Source organism: Streptomyces sp. NPDC002784 (assembly GCF_053592135.1).
Window position 1 is genome coordinate 1 of sequence record NZ_JBSFVD010000113.1, and the last position, 3,129, is coordinate 3,129.

Below are 3,129 nucleotides of genomic sequence, written 5' to 3' on the forward strand. Positions count from 1 at the left end.
GTGAAGGCGCTGAGGGCGAGTCGGAGGGACCGGGCGATCACGAGGACCGCCTCGGCTGCCGCGCCCGGCGGTGGCGGTGGCTCGGTCCGGGCGGGGTTCGTCGTCGGGGTGACCAACCCGAAGAGCATTGTCTTCCTCACCGCCGTCCTGCCCCAGTTCGTCGACCCGGAAGCCGGGCACGTCGGCGTCCAGATGCTCCTCCTCGGCCTGGCGGGAGCCCTGCTGCAACTGGTTTCCGACAGCATTTGGGGGCTGACCGCCTCCACCGCGCGTGCCTGGCTGGGCCGTTCTCCCCGCCGCATGTCACTGATCGGTGGCACGGGAGGGCTGGCCATGATCGGCCTTGGGGCATCTGTCGCCGTCACCGGCCGGGCAGGCTAGTGCTTATGGGCTGTGGCCTCGTCGTTTGTAGTGGCAGATGCGGGCCTGGTGTTGGCGTCGTCGGCGCCAGGTCGGCCAGTGCAAACCTTCTCCAGCCAATGGGTAAGTTTCTCGCTGTCCTGAACGGCGCGGCCGGCGACGCTGACAAGGCGTAACTCACCGAGCGGCAGCAGAGTGAGTTCATGAACGCGTGGGCGGTGTGGGCTCAGAAGAACGAGCACGCCCTGATCGATCCGGGGCGCCACTCTTTCGCAAGAAGTTGGTGACGGCCCAGGTGGTCGAGGACTTCACTGGTGCGAAGACCGGATACGCGATCGTGGAGGCCCAGACCCACGAAGACGCGGCGCGGCTCTTCAGCGACCACCCTCATATCGCTTTGATGCCAGGGAACTCGATCGAGGTCCTCGAGTGCCCGCCTGTCCCGTCCTGAGTGCTGCTTCTTCGATCATCTTCGTGGCCGGATGAGGATGGCGGCGAGGTGGAGCGCTGCCTGTGAGCGAGGGCGAGTTTGTCCGTGCGCATGGCCAGACCTCGCCACTGCTTGAGCCGACTGATGCGGCGGTGGCCGACGTGGTCGGAGGGCTGGGGGATGACCGCACGGGTCCTGCCCCGCCGGATGTGGTCCCGGATCGCGCGGGATGCTGTCTGGAACAAGCCAAGCTCGTCCGGCAGGTCCCTCCAGGGCGAGCCGGTGCGGTACTGCCAGGCACCTGGTCACTGGGGTGGATCGGTGTGCGCTTGCAGGCGCTGCCAGCAGCGTTGGATGTGCTGTTCGGCTTCGCGTACGGCGGCCTCGGCAGCACCGTTCGGCGGGGTGACGACTGGCGATGCAGCCGCGCTGGGGTGTCGGGGCCCACGGCGTCCCGGACGAGTCGCGTAGGGGGTGCGTCGGCGCCCACCGTGCAGGAACGCGGCCCGGGTGATCAGGAGCAGGGAGATGACGGCGGCGGCCGTCACCGCGGTAGCCGCGTGCTGATCGGACATGACGGTGATCTTTCGTAGGGTGTCGGTCCGGGGCGGGGGACCGGTCAGCTGCTATCGACCGGTCCCCGGTGGTGGTGTATGTCGGCGGGGTCAAGTCCCGGTCAGGTGGCGGGTGGTGGCGGCACTGGCGCGTTCGACGGCCGCTTGGACCCTGGCGAAGAACGCGCCCTGCATGCCTGCTCGAACAGCGCGCCCGCGATCATGCCGCTGACCGCGCCCAGCGCGAGACCGACCGGCGGCGTGGGCGGTTTTCGATGCTTCTACAGCCTCATCCCTTACGGCGGCACAGCAGCCACAGCACGACACCGGCGCCCGCGGCCGCCAGCACCAGGCTGCGGTTGTCCCGCGCGATCTGGGTCCCCTGGACTGCCTGGGCCCGCACCGGCTCGGGTGTCTTGTCCTGTATCAGCTGGCCGGCCTGCGCTGCCTTCGCACGGGCCTGCCCGGCGGCCTGGACAGCCTTGTCCTTGACCGGGTCGGGCAGCTTGTCCTGCACCCGGGACGCGGCCTCGGCGGCCTTCGCTTTCAACTCCCCGGCCTTGAGCGCCGCCTGCTCCTTCAGCTCACCGGCCTTGGCGGAAGCCTGCTCCTTGGCTTCGGCGGCCTTCTCCTGGGCGCGGGCCTTGACGTCGGTCTTGGCCGCGAGCGCCTCCACGGTCCGGCCGAGTTCCTGGCGGGTCTTCTCGACCTGCTCGCGCAGCTCGTCCGGGCCGGCGGCGGTGGGTTCGTCGTGAGGCGGCTGGGTCATCGCTTGGCACTCTCCTTGATCTCGGCCACGTCGGCCTTCACGTTCTGAAGCGTCTGTTCGGGCATGGGCGGCGCGGCCTGGCTGACCTGCTTCTTCCCGGTCAGCGCCATCACCGCGGCGATCGCACCGAGAACGACGGTGACGATGAGGGCTGCGGCCCATACCGGCAGCGGTACCGCCAGCGCGGCGATAGCGGTGGCCACCAGCGCCTGGAGCATCAGGAATCCGACGAGGCCGGCGCCACCGAAGAGACCACCGCCCTTGCCGTACCGTTTGCCCTTCTCCTTCATCTCGGCCTGCGCCAGGCGCAGTTCGCCGCGCACCAGCTCGGTCAGCTGCTGCGATGCGCGCTGCACCAGTTCTCCCACCGGCTCTGAACCCGTCGTCGCCTGCTGACCGGATCCGCCGGGCGGCTGGATACTCGACATGGCGATCACCTCCCGTCGCACGATTGCTTCTCGGCCCGTCGGGCGCTGCAGCGCGCCCGCTCGGTGAACCCGCGGGTACCCCGAACACGGCAGTTCAGGGCGGCAACATGCCGGCGGTTTGTCACCTGACTCGCGATACCAGTGGTGCGGAGGAGACGTGAGGAGCGAGATCGTGCCTCTGCCCGGCGTCGACCCCTTGGGACCGGGCGGAACGCTGCGCAGCGGCTGGGGCAACACCACCCGGCGCCAGTGCCTTGTTCGGCATCGGGCGGCGGTTACGGGTTGGACACGCGTGCGTCTGGCTAGTCGTGAGGGGCACGGCCTGGGTGCGCCGCGGCGGCGGCCCGAGCGGCTTGACGTGTGTGCCCGTCGGTTGGGGCCGGCGGGCACACACGAGTCGGCCTGGCCGAGAAGGATCCGGGCGGGCCGACGCTCTGTGCGACGCGGCTGGCAGCGAGACCTGCATGCCGCGGCGGCAGAGCGTAGGAGGAGATGGGTTACGTCCAGGGAAGTGGTGTACGGGTTCGACCTGATCCGGGGGTTTGCTCCGGCGTTGGGATGGGGCCCGCATAGATGAACGGCCACCGG

General features: G+C 69.5%; 3 protein-coding genes and 1 pseudogene. 1 reads left to right on the forward strand and 3 read right to left on the reverse strand.

The window, feature by feature from the left end; translation table 11 throughout:
• On the forward strand, nucleotides 1-381 hold a 381-nt coding region (locus ACWD1Z_RS36885; RefSeq protein WP_451125213.1), incomplete at its 5' end, for a LysE family translocator.
• A 445-nt stretch (nucleotides 382-826) separates the two neighbouring features.
• Here the strand turns inward: ACWD1Z_RS36885 and ACWD1Z_RS36890 are convergent.
• The 3 genes and pseudogenes from ACWD1Z_RS36890 to ACWD1Z_RS36900 form a co-directional block, all read right to left on the reverse strand.
• Nucleotides 827-1,023, reverse strand: a pseudogene (locus ACWD1Z_RS36890) (IS5/IS1182 family transposase); the annotation flags it as partial.
• A gap of 610 nt (nucleotides 1,024-1,633) precedes the next feature.
• On the reverse strand, nucleotides 1,634-2,113 hold the full coding sequence (locus ACWD1Z_RS36895; protein ID WP_451125215.1) for a DUF3618 domain-containing protein: 480 nt from the start codon (nucleotides 2,111-2,113) through the stop codon (nucleotides 1,634-1,636).
• On the reverse strand, nucleotides 2,110-2,541 hold the full coding sequence (locus tag ACWD1Z_RS36900) for a phage holin family protein (RefSeq protein ID WP_451125217.1): 432 nt from the start codon (nucleotides 2,539-2,541) through the stop codon (nucleotides 2,110-2,112). Before ACWD1Z_RS36900 ends, ACWD1Z_RS36895 begins: the two co-directional genes overlap by 4 nt.
• Between the last annotated feature and the right edge of the window lie 588 nt (nucleotides 2,542-3,129).

What these genes read in the sequence shown, in the direction of transcription:
- ACWD1Z_RS36895 (WP_451125215.1), bottom strand. Translation starts at nt 2,113, where the DNA reads ATGACCCAGCCGCCTCACGACGAACCCACCGCCGCCGGCCCGGACGAG.
- ACWD1Z_RS36900 (WP_451125217.1), bottom strand. Translation starts at nt 2,541, where the DNA reads ATGTCGAGTATCCAGCCGCCCGGCGGATCCGGTCAGCAGGCGACGACG.